The following is a 16,155-nucleotide window of genomic DNA, read 5'->3' on the forward strand; positions in this document are numbered from 1 at the left end:
TGGTGTTCTCGGTTACCGAACACGTTCGCACCCGATTTTTGCAACTCCGACCTGAACGCAATGCCAGCCGATCGCAAACAGATCGAATTTCCCGAGATGCTCGAGCGGAAGAACTTCGATATCACGACGTTCTTCTCCGTTTTGCTGCTGGTTACGGCTGGATTTCTCGCGATTTACAGCGCGACATACGCCGCCAACATGAACAACCGCTTCGGCTCGCAGCTGCTCTTTGCGGCGGGCGGTATCGGCGGGATGATCGTGATGGCGATGCTGCCGGTCCGATGGTTTCAAGCGGTCGCCTATCCGCTCTACGGGATCAGTCTTGCGCTGCTCGTTTTTGTTGCGTTCAAAGGTAAGCTTGTCTATGGACATCGAAGCTGGATCGCGATCGGTGGATTTCAATTCCAGCCGTCGGAGATTGCGAAGCTCGCGACCATCTTCACCATCGGTGCCTTCCTGAACAAAGGACGCGATCTCTCCAATGTTAAAAATCTGCTGACCGTCTGCGGATTGGTCATCCTTCCTGTCGCGCTGATCTTAAAAGAACCGGATCCCGGCACCGCCGTAATTTTTGCCGGACTGCTCGTCGTGATCTTGCTTTGGTCGGGCATCGATCTCTTCCTGCTGGCGGCGGTGGTTATTCCCGCGCTCGTCGCTGTGCTCTCTCTCTTCGGACAAACGCCGACCGTCATTGCTGTGCTCGCGGGTGGACTTGTGCTATTTTTTGTCTTCCGGCGCAACCTTGTGCTTACGGTGCTGGCCTTCGGCATTGTGATTGCCATCGCATTTTCGACGAATTTTATTTACGAGCATTTGCACCAGTACCAGCGCAATCGCGTGCAGGTGCTGCTCGATCCCGAACTCGATCCGCTCGGCGCGGGATACAACGTGATCCAAACGCGCATGGCCATCGGCTCCGGCGGACTCACCGGCAAAGGCTATCTGCGCGGCACGCAGACGCAACTCCGATACGTGCCGAAACAGTGGACCGACTTCATCATCAGCGTCCCAGCGGAAGAATTCGGATTCGTCGGCGCGGTCGTGATTCTCTTGCTCTATCTCTTCGTAATCTTCCGGGGCGTCGCGATCGCCTCCTCAGTGCGCAGTATATTTTCGAGCGTGGTCGCGATCGGCATTGCCGGCATCTGGTTCTTGCACGTGACGGTGAACATCGGCATGGCGCTCGGACTCATGCCCGTCATCGGTATTCCGCTGCCGTTCATGTCCTACGGTGGCTCCGCGTTGCTGACCAATCTCCTCATGGCCGGCATCCTGATGAATTTGTATCGTAACCGGAAGGTGCTGTTTTAGCAGGGACAACGGGCTAACAGTGAGGGCCGAAGTGCGCATCACTCAGCGGATATAGAAGATACCATCACGAAGATTATTATGCTCATCGAGCGATCGCAGAATTCTTCGCAACATTTCACCAATCGGCAATTGCGGACAGGTCAAGATACCAAAGTGGTGATATCCTTCTTCCATATACTACTTGCAATGTAGTCTCGTAAAATCACCGCGATTGAACGTAACGAACGCTCGCTCTAATCGGACCGCCAAGGCCAATTGATCGGGATCGTCGGCTCCCGATGTTCCAACCTCCTGAATGCGAATGGCATCGATTCCTCTCGCACGCAATGCTTTGGCGAGATCGCCTTGGATATCCTCATCGAGCAACAGCCGGTGGCTCACGACGGCCGTTTCGCGGCTCGTGCCATCGCGTCCCAGCGATCGACATCATTATTCTCAGCGATGTTAGCATCGATCTCTGACTTGTGATCGAAGTAATACGAAAGTGCCGAAAACACAAGACCAAAATTGAGATACGGCAGCGCGATCAGAATTTCATCGACCGACATGCCCATATTGAAATACGTTGCAATACTCCGCACCGGCGTGCGCGTACCCTCGACGATTGGCACGCCGCTCAGAATGCGCGCGTCCGACGTAATGTGCGGATAACCAACTGCCTGCTGTGTAACCATCTGCATATTCTCACAACCGGCCCCGCGAGCATTCTGTGCCCAAAGCCGCCACCGGCCCTAAACAAGGGTCATCAGCGCATGGCAAGCAACAGGGTTATGACCAGCGGATTACAGCAAGCCTTTCGACCTCCCCGAAATGCTTATCATTCGTAACGAGCGGCAAGCGGTGCCGAATTGCTGTTGCGGCGATCCACATATCGTTCTCCGGAATTGGTTTGCCCTTGCTCCGAAGTGTTGCTTTGATTTGACCGTACATCTCTGCTACCTCCAGATCACTGCTAACGAGCGAAACCAAATCGAGAAACGTGAGAAGCCTCCGACGATTCTCAGTGACCCGCGCCGATTTATGAACGCCAAAGAATAGCTCACCGACGACGGTCATCGGCACCAGAATTTCATCGAAGCCAAGCCGAGGGAGATCAAGCTTGCCATTCAGGATTTGAACGACTGCGTTCGAATCCAGTAAGGCCTTACCATTCATCGAGATCGATATTTTCGCAACCGGCTTCGATTGCCGAAATGATTTCTTTAGCATCTTCATCCGGGAGCGTACCGGTAAGGTGCTGAATCTCTGACCAGGGTGTGCCTTTCGGAGTCTCCGATCTCATTGCCCGAGCGCTCGCAAGTAGCCGCAATTGCTCAGCCGCGCTGAGCTTGTCGATCTCCTCGTAAAGCTGATGTTGAATTTCGGATTGTGACATAACAATACTACCTCCCAACTCTTAGCAACCGCCCCCGCGCGCGTTCTGTGCCCAGCCGCCGCCGGGCCCGTGCTGCCAAAGGTGTGGAGCATGCTTCAGCTTGCGCGGATTAGCGAAGCAACGATGCAGTCGCACACCGGCCGCTCAGGTCGCGTGTGGGAGTGGTTGCTCGCGGACCCACTTGGGCGCGGCAGCGACAATGTGGCGAAGGCACGAAGTACCCGCACAGCCCAGGGTGGAGCACCAGCGACTTCAGATGATATTACATCCAACTTGGTTTGTTGCCTGCAATGATCTTCGAACCTGTCTTACAGATGGATAAGAATGGGCATTCGCGACAAAGGGGCTGCCAGGGGTTTGGCCGACAAATCTGCATCGAGAAATCAAGAAACGCTAATGTGAACCGTCTCGCGTCTTTGGGCGGAAGAATCATCGCGAAGAAATCCGCAGCTTCATCCACCGTTACTTTTTGTCCGATTAATCTACTTGCAGCGCGCTGAACATTCGAATCCGCAATCGCCACTGCTTGATTTGCATGAAGACATAAGAAGGCAGATGCAGCGTAGCGACCAACACCAGGAAGGGAAAGCAAAACGTCAAAATCTTGGGGCACATCCGCCGAGTGTTCATCGACTAGTATCCTCGCCATCTCAACGAGTGTATTCGCACGAGAGTAAATGCCCAGCGGCCTTATGATTTCGAGAACTTGTTCTGGAGTAGATTTTGCGAGCGATTGAACGGAAGGAAATCTTGTCACAAAGGCTTCGTAGACGCGATGAGCCGCTTTTGCCGTCGTGCGCTGCAACAGCACTTCGGCTATTAGGCCATGGAATTTATTGTTCGCGTCGCGCCACTTAAATGACTGGTAAAACTCTTGGCCCCAAGCAAGTAGATTTCGGCGAATACTATACCTCCTCCTTATCTGTCTCGCGACCTTGAAAAGAAGATCGGTTCTTTTTTGTTTTGCTGTGATTGCCGCCAATGTGATTAACAGTCAATATCCACATACTCACAATTAACGATTCAAGATCGGCCTTATCTCATTACCCACCGCTTCGGCAACTTCGAGCAGTTCATCGTAGGTTTGGTCGTCTCCTATCTTACTCCAGAACTGTCGACCAACTAGCAAATCCTGACCTATCTCCAGAAACTGTCGCGCGTAATTGTTCATATAGGGAGCATCATCGCCATTCGGATTGTAGGCAGCCGCGGCGTATGCTTCCGCGCTGTGACCCTTTCTAAGAGCCGAGATCAGCAGTATGTCGTGCTTCATTTTCTTGCACTGACCTTTGTTAGGATCAGGTGTCTTCATTTCGAAATAGAGCTCAGAGTCGTCGTGCCGAAGGATAAAGAGATCGCTAATGATGGATCGATCGACTCCGCCAGGATCTTGAACCCCGAGAACACGGGCGATGTCGTTCGCACGATTTGGAATCCGACGTGGCACACCGTGATCCATAAGTTCGGTGATGGCAACAATATCAGCTTCCGCAGCAGGCTGAATGCGGCCCGTCACAGAGTACCCGAGAGTCGCTGCTCTGTGGAACTGGGAAGCAACAAGGCGTGCCATCTCTTGAAACCATGAGCCAGAACGAGTAGAAAATGAACGTTCAGAGAACTTCACCTCAGAGAGTATTGGAAGAAGACGAACGTGAAACGGCTTTTGTCGAGCGGTGGCTCGGTTGTCTTGGACGAAACGTGTCACCTGTCTCAGTAGGTAATCGTGAATTGCCTGTCGAGTCGTTTCAGTAAGTGGCATTGTCGTCAATCAATTACTAATTCGAGAACGCAAGCGGTATCATGCGATGGTGTACCGACGTACCCCGTGCTCTTTTAACATGCACCTTCGCGGTGCCTGTAGCAACGCTAATGAGCATCTGTCCAATTGCTTTGCCAAGACCAACGGGAACAGCGTTGCCGATCTGTTTATAAGCTTGTGTTGATTCCCCAGCAAATTTCCAGGAATCCGGAAATTGCTGAATCCTCGCATATTCGCTAACACTCAAAGGGCGTGGTGGCCGTGCCGTGGGATGTGTTAGCATTGTACTCTTATGAATGGGACTTGTGACCAGGGTCGGAGATGGCTGGTCGTATGAAAGTCTCCGATAAAAACCTACCTTACCGCCTCCGGATTCAAACGCACCGCCCATGGCCTTAGCTACAATGTCCTTGGGCAGGGATTTCCAGTTGCCGCCTTCCGGTACGAGCTTCAGTAGCATGCTGCGTTCTTTGCTGTACTTCGCACCTTCTCCGGGATTGGCTTCCAGATCGCTGATCGCATTACGTAACGTCTGCCAGCGGTAATCCGGATTTTGGTGTGACTGAAAGTGCGTGGGATTAGGAATAAAAATCGGCTCGTTGTCGCGACTTCCAATTACGATAAGACGCTCACGAAATTGCGGCACCCCATAATGAACTGCATCTACTATGCTATGCGTCAATTTGTAACCAAGCTTTTCGAGCTCCTCCATGATAATCTCGAACGCAGTGGTAGGAAACCCGTTCTCCCGTATCACGGGAGCAGAAAGAATGCCCTTGACATTCTCCATCACAAAGAAGCGGGGACGTACTTCATCAATGACGCGCTTGAATTCCATGAAGAGGCTGCCACGCGGGTCGTTAAGGCTACCTCGAAGTCCGGCTGTGCTAAATGGCTGGCATGGCGGCCCTCCCGCGACCAAGAATACGTCTTTGGGGCGCACACCACCGGCTATGCAGAGATCCTTCCCGCTTATATCGCGAATGTCTCCCAAGATCATTTTGCGCTTATTGAGCTTTGCAGTCTCAGCGCAATACTTATCATAATCTTGAGAAATGCGCGTGCTGATCCCCGCCTCTTCCAGCCCAAGGTCGAGACCCATAGCTCCTGAAAATAGCGAGATCGAATTGAACTCTGTTACGCGAATCATACTGGCACTTTCACTTGGAATCAATAATCCACAAGGACTGCTCCTAGGTTCAGAAAGTTGTTAACATTCTGAAAAAATAAAACGATTGAGTCGTTCAGCGAGGCTCATAATGCGACGTCAATCGCGGTCATTCCCTTCGGCGTCTTTGAAGAGCACGGAGTAATCGCGCTTCGAATTGAAAGGGGGCGGCCCCAAGATAAGTCAGATCGACCGTCTCATCCTTGATATACTCGCGAAGGATGTCGAGGTTATCGCCGAAATAGAGTTTGTTCATCGGATAATGATTACCACAATCCAACAGTGTGATTCCCGCGAACGCGGGACTGTGGAGTACAACTCCACAGTACACGAAGGGCGAGATGGTGCCCGAGTCCTACTTCCCCGGCTTCGCGCTGTTGAAGAACCGAATATTCGCGTCGAGTCCCTGGAGGCGGAGTTGCTCCATGAGTTTTAGGAGGGAGGAGACTGTACTGTCCAAGCGTGTGGCGAACTGCTCGTCCTTCGTCAGACGGTACAACATGGTGTTCGGCTTGTTGGCGCTTGCCAGAAGGCTGTCGAAGCGCACCGCTAAGTTACTCGCTCGAATCAGCGCCGTTCGCGCTTCGCCCACGGCCATGGAGCCAGTGTCAATCAAAGTCTTGAGGCCGGCTCGGTTCTCGGAGAGCATCGCGGATAGATCGCGCGTGACCGTGTCCGCTTGCGAGAACGTATGCCGGATGGCCGTACCGTTCTCGGCCAGCATCGCGGTTGCCCGCTTCGCGGCCTGATCCACGCTCACCAGCACGGCACTCAGTTGGGTCTTCATACTATCGCCACGGAACACACTGTTGAGCGACGTGAAGAGTGTATCCGCCTTGACGGTCACCGATTGGAGCGTTGCCGATAGCGAGTTGACCATCGCGACCAGCGTGCTGACATCCCCGGAATAGACTCCGTACATGATCGCACCGGCCGGCAGCCGTTCGCTCGCCACACCGGGATCGATCTCGACTTTTTTACCGCTCATGAGTTCGAGCATGGAGATCTTTGCCGAGGCATCCCGTCGCAAATCGACCGGCGGGTCAAAGCCCATCGTGACCATGACGCCGGTATCGCGCAGAAGGACTTCGCGGACCAGGCCGCGTTTGATCCCGCTCACCATGACGGGGTCGCCCTTCTCAATGCCACCGGCGGTCGGGAAGATGGCCCGCACGACAACCTCATTTGGGCCAAAATGCCAGCCTTTAGCCCAAAGAATGCCGAAAAGCAGCAGGGCGATCGCCACAAGCACCGTTGCGCCTACCTTAATGTCCGTTCGTTCTTCTTTGGTCACGGTACAATCTAACGAGATTGTCTGAACAATGACTTCACCCGTTCGCCGAGCAACTCGGTCAGTTGCTCCGCCTTCGTGCGGTCCTTAGAACGCCAGCCACAACGTCACTTCGCTCAGCCCTTCCAAAAGAGAAGTATTGGACTGGCGTCCGCAGCCTTGCCGGCGTAGCGTAAGTGATAGAGTTGCTCGATCGTCCGGAGGACCGAAAAGTGATCGATCCGCTGACCGTAGATGCCACCCTTCACTTGCGAGCCGATAAAGATTGTCGGGATATGGTTGCCGGTCGCGTAATCATCCTCATCGAATGTGATGATGAGCAGACTATTATGCTCCTTCGCCCAGTGAATGTAGGAATCCAGATGATCTTTGACCCATCTGTCGCCCCTCTGGATCGTTGCCGCGGCAACGCCATTGTGCATGTCGTTATCCTGGTTGGGAACGACCATCGAGACGGTTGGAAGCTGCGAGTAATCGGACGGAAATGCGGCAAGAGTCTGATTGGTTGTCGGTGGGATTTGATGCAGGCCTGTCCCGATCCAGTTGACCGATGCATTGTGTTTGCGCGCATAGAGACCGCAGGACTCCGTATCGGAACCGACAGCCGGAAGGTCCTCGGAGTAGGTCACGTAAGACTTGCCGGCATCGATCAACTCGCTGGCGAGATTATCGGTGGTGAATGGGTACCCCTTGGGCAGTGAATCGCTCGTCACGCCCTGGTTCGATCCGGAAAACAGATCGAGGTAATTCGGCTCGCTGGGATGCTCGATGCCGAAGGAACTGGTAAAGAGCGCGGCATTCGGATCGCTTAGCAAGGAATTCAGATATGGTGCATTCGGAGAACCGATGATGTTTCCATAGCTTCGGTTTTCGAGCATCAGAATCACAATGTGATCTGGCCGCGCGGGTTTGTGCGCACATCCGCCGAGGGACAGCACGCCGGCAAGTAAAGCGATCGCGAGTTCAGAATAACGAACAATTCGAGAATGCATAGCTACCAGCAAGATCAGTTATGAGTAGAGAACGGATGCATTATACTCAACCCTGTCGCGCATTGGCTCCGTTTCGAGCCTCCATGCGGCGTCGCGTGCGGCTCGCATCTCAGAATACGGAATACTGCTGAATTTCACGCGATTTCCCGGTTTGGTCGCTCCGTATTAAGATATTGTGAAAAATGCGGCAGTCGAATTCTTCCCGGTCAAAAAGCATTTTACCGGGTTCGGGATAACCACCTCACAGTTTTTCACATTTTTTCCGCTTGGCCAAGACCGTTCGTACGTCGAGATCGAAAGTGCTGCCTGCGAGCGGCAAGAAAGCTATTGTGCCGCAGAACGGAACATCTACTGCTCTCAACCCTCAACTTGCTGCCCCAAACAAGCTTCCCTCGGCGAAGCGGCCGATTTCGGTCAAGGGCGCGCGTCTGCACAACCTGAAGAACCTCTCGCTCGATTTGGAGCGCAACAAGATTCACGTCTTCACCGGCGTGAGCGGTTCGGGAAAGTCGTCGCTGGCATTCGATACCCTCTATGCCGAAGGTCAGCGCCGATACGTCGAAAGTCTCTCGGTGTATGCGCGGCAGTTTTTGGAGCGGATGCAGAAGCCGGATGTCGATTCGATTACCGGTATCAGTCCGGCCGTGGCGATCGAGCAGAAGACCACGACGCGCAACCCACGCTCGACGGTTGCCACGCAGACTGAGATTTACGATTACCTGCGGTTGCTCTTCGCGCGCGTGGGCAAAACATATTGCATTCGGTGTGGCCGGCTTGTCCGCAAGGATACGACGCAGTCGATTGTCGAGTCGATTCGTCAGCACATACGCGAAGGTCAAAAGTTTTACGTGCTCTTCCCGATGCACCAGCACGAGGATCACACACTGAACGAAGAATGGGACAACTTGCGCCAGCAAGGATACTTCCGCATTGTCCTGCAAGGCGAAGCGCGGGTTCTCGATCTCTCGGAGGAGAATCCAAAACAGATCGATCCGTCGACGGTGCGCATTCTGATCGACCGGCTTATCTGGCGTGCCGAGGATGATGGACTGCCCTCGCGCATCGCGGATTCGATCGAAACCGCTTTCCGCGAAAGTAGTGGCCGCGTGATTATCGCCTACATGGATGGCGATGCTTCGACGCACGAAGAGCTATACTCAGAGCTGTTCGAATGTGCGAACGATGGCCTCGCGTATGAAGAGCCGGAGCCGCGACTGTTCTCCTTCAACAATCCGTATGGCGCGTGCCCGGAGTGCCAGGGTTTTGGCCGCGCAATCGGGATCGACGCCGATCTCGTTGTGCCGGATAGAACGCGTTCGATTCGTGGTGGTGCAATCGTCTGCTGGTCGGGTCCAAAGTTCTCCGAATACAATCGCGAATTGATCGCAATCGCAAAAGAAGCTGGCGTGCGCACGGATGTTCCTTACAACTCACTGACGGACCACGAGCGCGAAGTGGTTTGGAGCGGTCATGGGGCCTTCGTCGGCGTAAATGGATTCTTCACCGAACTTGAACGGCAGACGTACAAACTGCACTACCGCGTGATGCTCTCGCGCTTTCGCGGCTACACCGTTTGCCCGAAATGTCACGGCTCACGGTTGCGGCCGGCTGCGATGAATGTCCGTGTTGCCGATAAGACAATCCACGATATTGTCCGCATGACGACGCGCGAGGCGCGCCGCTTCTTCGAAGAGCTGGTGCTTCCCGAGTACGAACAGACGATAGCCGTTCGCATCCTGGATGAGTTGCGCAAGCGCACACGCTACCTGGACGAAGTCGGTCTCAGCTATCTGACGCTCGATCGACTTTCGAATACGCTTTCGGGCGGTGAATCTCAGCGGATCAATCTTGCGACCTCGCTCGGTGGTGCGCTTGTCGGCGCCCTCTATGTGCTCGATGAGCCGACCATTGGCTTACATCAGCGCGACACGGCAAAGCTGCTCGCCATTTTGCACCGGGTCCGCGATCTCGGCAATACCGTGATCGTTGTCGAGCATGATGAAGAGGTAATTCTTGCCGCCGATCAGGTCGTGGATTTCGGTCCACTGGCCGGTGAGCTTGGCGGCGAGATTCTGTTTCAGGGAAGTGTGGCGGGCTTGCTCGCCGATAAGAAGGGCCGATCTCTGACCGGTAAGTATTTGCGACGCGAGCGCGAAATCGCGGTGCCGATCAAGCGCCGGCGCACCGATCCTAGATATGTGATCCGTGTGACCGGCGCCAGCGAGCATAATCTCAAAGACCTGACGGTCTCATTTCCGCTGGAGTCGTTTGTCGTTGTAACTGGCGTCTCCGGCTCTGGCAAATCCACGCTGGTTCACTCGGTGCTCTATTCCGCCCTGAAGAAGTTGAAAGGTGAAAGTGTGGGAGCCGTGGGCTCGCACCATGAGATCGAAGGAGCCGATCATGTCAGGCACGTGGAGCTTGTCGATCAAACGCCGATCGGTCGCACGCCGCGCTCGAATCCGGCGACGTATGTGAAAGTATTCGATCTGATCCGCGAGGCATTCAGCCGCACGGTCTATGCGAAGCAACGGGGCTGGGCGCCGGGATATTTTTCGTTCAACATTCCGGGTGGACGATGCGAAGCCTGTCAGGGTGAGGGATACGTAAAAGTCGAGATGCAATTCCTGGCCGACATGTATCTGCTTTGTGACTCATGCGGCGGCAAACGGTATAAGCAAGAAGTACTCGACGCCACGTTGGACGGAAAAAACATCGTCGATGTGCTGGGTATGACTGTAAGCGAAGCCGTCACGTTCTTCGAAGAGCACGACCGTATTCGCCGCCGATTGCAGGTACTCGATGATGTTGGCTTGGGCTATATGCGGCTGGGTCAGCCGGCTACGACGCTTTCGGGTGGCGAAGCGCAACGCGTGAAACTCGCCGCGCATCTGGCGGACGAGGCCGAGGAACACACACTCTTTATCTTCGATGAGCCGACGACGGGACTTCACTTCGATGACATTGCAAAGTTGCTCGCCGCGCTGAATGCACTTGTCGAGCGTGGGCACTCGGTGATTGCCATCGAGCACAATCTCGATGTGATCAAAACTGCCGACTGGGTGATCGATCTCGGCCCCGATGCCGGCTCGGATGGTGGCGAGATCGTGGCCGAAGGCACACCGGAAGTGATCGCGAAGGAAGCGCGGTCGTATACCGGAAAATATCTCGCACCGTTATTGAAATGACCCGTACCATCATGCTCATTGCCGGAGAAGCCTCCGGTGACAGAATCGCGTCGCGGGCCGTGCGTGCGGTGAATGCACTTGCACGCGAGCGTGGCATCGAGGTGAGTATCTTTGGTATTGCTGGCGATGAATCTTTGGCAGAAGGAGTCGAGTGCCTCTACAATGCTCGCGAGATGTCGGTCGTGGGGTTTGTCGAAGTTGCACGGCGGTTTCGGTTCTTTCGAAATGTGTTGCGAGAGATGACGGAGTTGCTCGACACACGACGCCCGGATGTCTTACTTCTCATCGATTATCCCGGCTTTAATATTCGTCTCGCCCGCGAAGCAAAGAAGCGCGGCATTCGGGTTGTCTATTATGTGAGTCCGCAAGTGTGGGCATGGCATGCTTCGCGCATCGAAGTGTTGAAGCAAGTCGTCGATGAGATGTTGGTCGTGTTTCCGTTCGAGGAGAAGCTCTATCGGGATTACGGACTCGCAAACGCGCATTTCATCGGCCATCCGCTTGTCGAGCGGATCGAAGAGGAGCGTTCGGCATTCCGCTCTCGTGAAGAGTTCGCCAGGGCATACGGGCTCGATGCAACAAAAGACTGGCTGCTCGTATTCTCCGGCAGCCGAACGGAAGAGGTGCGACGCTTCCTTCCAACGATGGCGCGGGCCGCCAATGTATTTGTTGCGCGTCATAACTTCTTGCCAATTCTGGTCGAGTCAGAAGCGATCGAGGAGTTTCGATACGACCTATCGGTCGAATCCGACCCATCAGACCGATCCACGAAGCTGATACGCTTCCGCGATGCAAAGGCCACGCACGAACTAATGTCCCACGCAACGCTCGGTATCCTCAAGAGCGGGACGACGACGCTCGAAGCGGCCTTGCTCGGGTTGCCTGGCGTTATCTGCTACAAGACGCATCCCATATCCTTCGCGATCGGAAAGCGGCTCGTGAAGCTGCCGTATGTTGGACTTGCGAATATCGTACTCGGGCGAAAACTCTATCCGGAACTTCTGCAGAAGGACATGTCTGTCGAACAAATCGTAACCGAACTGGACGAAATATTGGCGCGCGCCGATGATTTTCGCCGATCGTTGCAGGGGCTTGCCGACACTTTACGCGGACCCGCGCATCGTGATCAATGGCCCGGACCTTCGCGGCGCGTCGCGGAAACTTTGCTTGCATCATGATCGAACGGCTGCTGCCATTCGGCGCGACAATTCTTGCACGGACGCTCCGCTTCCGCTGGAGCGGCGAGACCTTGCCCGAACGTAGCATCGTCATGTTCTGGCATGGGAAAATGCTCGCGGGATGGTACGCCGTCCGCACGCGAGCACCGGTCGCGCTGGTCAGTCGAAGCAAGGACGGGCAACTCTTATCCAGTGTTCTCGTGCGTTGGGGTTACCAGCTTGCTCGCGGCTCGACCGGCAAGCGTGGCCGCGAAGCACTCGACGTGGCAATACGAATGCTGAATGAAGGTGAAGCAGACACGCTTGCCATTACACCGGATGGTCCTCGCGGGCCACGACACATCTTTAAGCGCGGTGCGTTTATCGCCGCAAGAGAGGCGGATGTGCCACTGTATATGCTTACGATTCGCTATCGTTGGCGTACAGTTCTCACAAAGAGTTGGGACCGGTTCGAGGTGCCGTTGCCATTTTCAAGAGTGGAGATTCAGGTTGACCGAGTTCCAGCAACAAACGAATTGGACGATGCGACGCTTGAACGAGCATCGCTTTCTTTTGCCGAATGACCGCGATCTTCGATTATCTGAATCCATACGCGTATGCGATGCGCCTGCGTCGCTGGTTCTATGAACGCGGGCTATTGAAAGCGTCCCATCCCGGCGTTCCGGTCATCAGTGTTGGAAATCTCTCACTGGGCGGGACCGGCAAATCGCCGATGGTCTTGCTCGTTGCACACTATCTCACGCAGAAACGCCAACGGCGCGTTGCCATTGTTTCGCGAGGATACAAACGGCGTTCGAAGGGCCTCGTTGTAGTCAGCGATGCTCGTCGCATCCTGGCTTCGATCGAAGATTCTGGCGATGAAGCGCAAATGCTCGCGCAGTCGCTGCCTGGCACTATCGTTATTGTGAGCGAGGATCGCCTTCGTGGTGCGCTCGAAGCAAAACGACTCGGTGCCAATGTGATCCTTCTCGATGACGGCTTTCAGCATCAGCGCTTGCAGCGCGATTTGGATATCGTGCTGATCGATGCGGAGCGTCCGCTTTCTGCGGTCATTCCGTTTGGCCGATTTCGAGAGCCGTTCAGTGCCGTGCGTGCGGCTGGTGCGATTGCGTTTACGAATGCCAGCGATAAGTCACGGCTTCGAGACTATTGGGAGCGGCTGAAGCCCTATGCGAATACGAATGTTGTTGTCGCAGCAATTCACGCGATTCCGATCGCACTTGAATCTTTGAGGGACGGTGAGCAGCTTCCGCTTGCAGCAATACGCGCGAAACGGGTTTTGGCGCTCTCCGGTATTGCTTCGCCCGCGCGCTTTCATCGAATGCTCGAGTCGTTGGGCGCCGAAGTTATTTCGCGCTCGCTCGGCGATCACGCAGAGTATTCTCAGGCGTTGGCGCGATCGCTCGTGAGCGATGCGGAACGCTCGGGCGCTCAACTGTTAGTCACGACCATGAAGGATGCGGTCAAAAGCCGTGGATATTTCGGGCAATCGTCCCTGCCCGTTCTTGTTCTCAAGCAAGAACTTGAATTCTTGAGTGGTGAGCAGAGTTTGTACGACTCCATCGATCGAATCTTATGATGCTAACCATCGGTCTTTCCTACGCACCCGAATCGAACGAGAAGTACAATTTCTATCGAGACGCGATACGGGCTGCCGCCGGGCGTCTGGAGGAAGACGTTACGCTGATCGATCTTTCGGCGCATCCGAATCGGCTCGGCGAGTGTGATGGCGTTCTCTTTACCGGCGGGGCGGACATCGATCCGGCCCGATATGGAAAACAAGCCGAAGAGCAGCTCTGTAAGGACATTGATGATGCTCGCGATCAGGCCGAGTTCGATCTGGCATCAAACGTCGAGGAGAAGCGTATTCCAACTCTCGGCATTTGTCGTGGGCTGCAACTCTTGAACGTGCATCGCGGTGGAACACTCGTGACCGACATCGAAACGTTTGGTGGAAGAAGTCACAGCAAGTTGGATGGCTATGACCAGCGGCATCGTGTTAAGGTCGAGCCAGGATCGTATCTAAGCGGTATTCTTCGCACGCGTGAAGGTGAGATCAATTCGGCTCACCACCAAGCGGCCGAGCGTCCCGGCGATGGTCTTCTTGTGACCGCTCGCGCGGAAGAAGATGGCACCATTGAAGCGCTCGAATGGGCCGATCCAACCGGAAAACCGTTCTTTCTTGCCGTGCAATGGCATCCCGAGCGAATGGATTTCAGTGAGCGGTTCGCCGGTCAGGTCTTTGAGTCCTTCCTGTGGGAAGTAGCGGCACACAAGGCGCTTCGAGCACGGACCGCGTAGCTATATCGAATGAGTCTTTTTTTCCGGGAGCGCGTTATCAAAACATGACTCGCGATCTCGATACTGCGTTTGGCGTGCGGCCGCTCGTGCTCGATGGTGCCCTAGGCACAGAGCTCGAAGGCCGTGGCGTGAAAACGCACGGCAAGAGCTGGACCGCCCGTGGACTCATCACCCATCCCGATCTCATCTATCGCGTTCACAAAGATTATCTTTGGGAAGGCGCGGACATAATCACCGCCAACACATTCCGCACGAACCCTCGCGCCCTCAAAGGCACCGGGATGGATGCCGAAGCGCTCACGAAGAAAGCGGTCCGCATCGCGCGCCGAGCACGGCGTGAAAAAAACCGTGGGATGCAGGTCGCGGGATCGATCGCGCCGGTCGAAGATTGTTTCTCGCCGGAGTTGGTGCCGGCCAGCGACGCTGCGCTTATCGAAGAACATCGTGTCATGGCGCGATGGCTTGATGAAGCAAGAGTCGATATTATTTTGATCGAGACGATGAACTCGATTCGCGAGGCGCTGTGCGCGCTCGCGGCAGCGAAAGCGGAATCCAATAAATATGTATGGGTTTCGCTTGTACCCAAAGATGGCGAGACGATGCTCGATGGCACGCCGCTCGATTATGCGGTCAAACGTCTGGCCGAAGGCGGGGCGCACTTAGTCGCGCTGAATTGTGCGCCGCTTTCGGTCATCATGGATGCGCTGCCAATTTTTTCGAAAGCGGCCCGGCGCGCGATGGTCTGGTTTGGCTGTTACCCGAACGCATCGGAAAAACGACCCGATGGTTCGTGGGATCTCTATGCTTCGAGCAACAAAGAAATTACCCTGGGTTGTCTTGCATGGATGCAAGAGGGAGCCGTCATGGTCGGGAGTTGCTGTGGCACCACGCCCACGACGACAGGGGAGATTCGCACGAAGCGCGATCTCTTTTATCTGAACATGGAGCACATCGACCTTTCCGAAGAAGGCGATAGTAATAACGACATGCCTTTTTGATCGTCCCTGATGCTCGTTCGGACTGACCTGATCGGTTGCTACATCGTTCGAATGAACGCCTTGAACGATGGCTATGAGTTTCTCCAACTTCGACGGGCTGCCGATGACTACATGGGTGGAACCTGGCAGACCGTTGCAGGATGCATGGAGCCGGGTGAAACCGCGTGGCAAGCGGCGTTGCGTGAATTAGACGAAGAGACCGGACTCACTCCGCAAGAGTTTTACCGTTCTGGTACTTTCGGTTCGTTTTATATTCCGGGACCGACCACTGAGACCGACCAACTTTTTCATCAAGTCCTGTTTCTGGCCATCGTCTCACGGGAGCAACGGGTTAAGCTCAATCACGAGCATGACGATTACCGTTGGATCGCCCGCGAGAAAATCCGAGAGAGCTTTATGTGGCCCGAAGATCGAAGGATTCTGCAGCACCTGTGTGAGGACATTCTCGATGGCGGGCTCGCTCGAGAGTACTTGCGAATCAGCGACTCACTTCTGGGATCGTCCCGTGCGGGATCGCCCGGTGTGGGAGGGAGAAGCGAAACGAGCGGCCCTGCCAAAGGAGCAGGCCGCTCATCAAGCGAAGAAACGTAAGAA

Annotated in this window: 19 protein-coding genes; 8 read left to right on the forward strand and 11 right to left on the reverse strand. The window is 54.8% G+C overall.

The window, feature by feature from the left end; genetic code table 11:
* The first annotated feature begins 60 nt into the window (after positions 1-60).
* On the forward strand, positions 61-1,311 hold the full coding sequence (gene rodA, locus Q8902_02415) for a rod shape-determining protein RodA (protein MDP4198406.1): 1,251 nt from the start codon (positions 61-63) through the stop codon (positions 1,309-1,311).
* A 42-nt stretch (positions 1,312-1,353) separates the two neighbouring features.
* Here the strand turns inward: rodA and Q8902_02420 are convergent, their stop codons facing one another.
* The 11 genes from Q8902_02420 to Q8902_02470 all read right to left on the reverse strand — a co-directional run bounded on the left by Q8902_02420 (position 1,354) and on the right by Q8902_02470 (position 7,896).
* Positions 1,354-1,485: a hypothetical protein gene (locus Q8902_02420; protein ID MDP4198407.1), complete on the reverse strand. Its 132-nt coding sequence runs from the start codon at positions 1,483-1,485 to the stop codon at positions 1,354-1,356.
* 3 nt (positions 1,486-1,488) lie between these two features.
* Positions 1,489-1,692 (reverse strand): DUF5615 family PIN-like protein, encoded by a 204-nt coding sequence (locus Q8902_02425; protein MDP4198408.1) that lies wholly within the window; start codon positions 1,690-1,692, stop codon positions 1,489-1,491.
* Positions 1,689-1,985, reverse strand: coding sequence for a DUF433 domain-containing protein (locus Q8902_02430; protein ID MDP4198409.1), 297 nt, complete (start codon positions 1,983-1,985; stop codon positions 1,689-1,691). The genes Q8902_02425 and Q8902_02430 overlap by 4 nt, the downstream gene beginning before the upstream one ends.
* Positions 1,986-2,079: 94 nt before the next feature.
* Positions 2,080-2,466 (reverse strand): type II toxin-antitoxin system VapC family toxin, encoded by a 387-nt coding sequence (locus Q8902_02435; protein ID MDP4198410.1) that lies wholly within the window; start codon positions 2,464-2,466, stop codon positions 2,080-2,082.
* Positions 2,456-2,686 carry a hypothetical protein gene (locus Q8902_02440; GenBank protein ID MDP4198411.1) on the reverse strand — a complete coding sequence of 77 codons (231 nt, stop codon included), beginning with the start codon at positions 2,684-2,686 and terminating at the stop codon, positions 2,456-2,458. The genes Q8902_02435 and Q8902_02440 overlap by 11 nt, the downstream gene beginning before the upstream one ends.
* 262 nt (positions 2,687-2,948) lie before the next feature.
* Positions 2,949-3,668, reverse strand: a complete 720-nt coding sequence (locus Q8902_02445; protein MDP4198412.1) for a hypothetical protein — start codon at positions 3,666-3,668, stop codon at positions 2,949-2,951.
* A gap of 33 nt (positions 3,669-3,701) precedes the next feature.
* The gene (locus tag Q8902_02450) at positions 3,702-4,445 is read right to left on the reverse strand and encodes a TdeIII family type II restriction endonuclease (protein MDP4198413.1); all 744 of its coding nucleotides are present in this window, start codon (positions 4,443-4,445) and stop codon (positions 3,702-3,704) included.
* A 16-nt stretch (positions 4,446-4,461) separates the two neighbouring features.
* Positions 4,462-5,595, reverse strand: coding sequence for a DNA cytosine methyltransferase (locus Q8902_02455; GenBank protein ID MDP4198414.1), 1,134 nt, complete (start codon positions 5,593-5,595; stop codon positions 4,462-4,464).
* A 127-nt stretch (positions 5,596-5,722) separates the two neighbouring features.
* The gene (locus tag Q8902_02460; GenBank protein MDP4198415.1) at positions 5,723-5,869 is read right to left on the reverse strand and encodes a hypothetical protein; all 147 of its coding nucleotides are present in this window, start codon (positions 5,867-5,869) and stop codon (positions 5,723-5,725) included.
* 99 nt (positions 5,870-5,968) lie between these two features.
* On the reverse strand, positions 5,969-6,907 hold the full coding sequence (locus Q8902_02465) for an MlaD family protein (protein ID MDP4198416.1): 939 nt from the start codon (positions 6,905-6,907) through the stop codon (positions 5,969-5,971).
* 113 nt (positions 6,908-7,020) lie between these two features.
* Positions 7,021-7,896, reverse strand: a complete 876-nt coding sequence (locus Q8902_02470; protein ID MDP4198417.1) for an alkaline phosphatase family protein — start codon at positions 7,894-7,896, stop codon at positions 7,021-7,023.
* 266 nt (positions 7,897-8,162) lie between these two features.
* Between Q8902_02470 and uvrA the strand changes: the two genes are divergently transcribed.
* From uvrA to Q8902_02505, 7 genes are read left to right on the forward strand one after another with little or no spacing between them, the layout of a single operon-like run.
* Positions 8,163-11,084, forward strand: coding sequence for an excinuclease ABC subunit UvrA (uvrA, locus tag Q8902_02475; protein ID MDP4198418.1), 2,922 nt, complete (start codon positions 8,163-8,165; stop codon positions 11,082-11,084).
* Positions 11,081-12,262, forward strand: coding sequence for a lipid-A-disaccharide synthase (lpxB, locus tag Q8902_02480; protein ID MDP4198419.1), 1,182 nt, complete (start codon positions 11,081-11,083; stop codon positions 12,260-12,262). Before uvrA ends, lpxB begins: the two co-directional genes overlap by 4 nt.
* Positions 12,259-12,825 carry a DUF374 domain-containing protein gene (locus tag Q8902_02485; protein ID MDP4198420.1) on the forward strand — a complete coding sequence of 189 codons (567 nt, stop codon included), beginning with the start codon at positions 12,259-12,261 and terminating at the stop codon, positions 12,823-12,825. Before lpxB ends, Q8902_02485 begins: the two co-directional genes overlap by 4 nt.
* Entirely contained in the window at positions 12,822-13,841 is a 1,020-nt protein-coding gene (gene lpxK, locus Q8902_02490; protein MDP4198421.1) for a tetraacyldisaccharide 4'-kinase, read from the forward strand. Before Q8902_02485 ends, lpxK begins: the two co-directional genes overlap by 4 nt.
* Positions 13,838-14,563, forward strand: coding sequence for a gamma-glutamyl-gamma-aminobutyrate hydrolase family protein (locus Q8902_02495; GenBank protein ID MDP4198422.1), 726 nt, complete (start codon positions 13,838-13,840; stop codon positions 14,561-14,563). Before lpxK ends, Q8902_02495 begins: the two co-directional genes overlap by 4 nt.
* Before the next feature lie 44 nt (positions 14,564-14,607).
* Complete coding sequence (locus Q8902_02500; GenBank protein MDP4198423.1) at positions 14,608-15,561, forward strand: homocysteine S-methyltransferase family protein; 954 nt, start codon at positions 14,608-14,610, stop codon at positions 15,559-15,561.
* A gap of 9 nt (positions 15,562-15,570) precedes the next feature.
* On the forward strand, positions 15,571-16,152 hold the full coding sequence (locus Q8902_02505; GenBank protein ID MDP4198424.1) for an NUDIX domain-containing protein: 582 nt from the start codon (positions 15,571-15,573) through the stop codon (positions 16,150-16,152).
* Positions 16,153-16,155 lie beyond the last annotated feature (3 nt).

It is taken from the genome of Bacteroidota bacterium (genome assembly GCA_030706745.1).
Classification (GTDB): domain Bacteria; phylum Bacteroidota; class Ignavibacteria; order Palsa-1295; family Palsa-1295; genus PALSA-1295.